This is a genomic window from Oleiphilus sp. HI0066, from assembly GCF_001635725.1.
In genome coordinates this window covers 1-541 of record NZ_LWFH01000563.1, presented here as the reverse complement: position 1 = coordinate 541, position 541 = coordinate 1, and the positions used below count along the sequence as shown (strand labels likewise).

1 protein-coding gene is annotated in these 541 nt (G+C 48.1%); it reads right to left on the bottom strand.

Translation table 11 applies throughout. From position 1 onward, the window contains the following. Positions 1 to 523 (bottom strand): S1C family serine protease (locus tag A3738_RS07605; RefSeq protein ID WP_197473682.1); only part of this gene is annotated, 523 nt, incomplete at its 3' end. Positions 524 to 541 lie beyond the last annotated feature (18 nt).

Below are 541 nucleotides of genomic sequence, written 5' to 3'. Positions count from 1 at the left end.
TGACGCCGACACTCCGTTCTTTATCTGGGTTAATAAGATCTTGGAGTTGCAGACCTGATAGGCTGGGGTGTAATTGAACGCCTTTAATTTCTGGTATCGGAATTTCTTCTGTTTCGACGACTAGTTCGAGTGTTCTTTCACCTCTTAACAGTTTGAGTTTTAATGTTTCACCCAGCGGCGCTAATCCTATCTGATTTCGCATGTCTTCTGCGTTTTTAACTGGCCGTTCATTTGCCTCAATAATAACATCTCCTTGGACTAGTCCGGCGCGCTCTGCCGCACTGTCAGTTTTCACTTCACTAACTAATGCGCCTTGATAAAGATTCAAGCCGAAGGCTTCTGCCAGATCTGCGGTTAAATCTTGGAAGCTTGCGCCAATTCCTCCGCGCTTCACCTCTCCGTATAGAATCAACTGTTTTAAGATGCTTTGTGCCACAACAGAGGGAATCGCAAACCCGATGCCTACATTGCCGCCTGCTGGTGCAAGGATGGCGGAGTTAATGCCGATCAGCTCGCCGCGCAAATTGATGAGCGCTCCCCC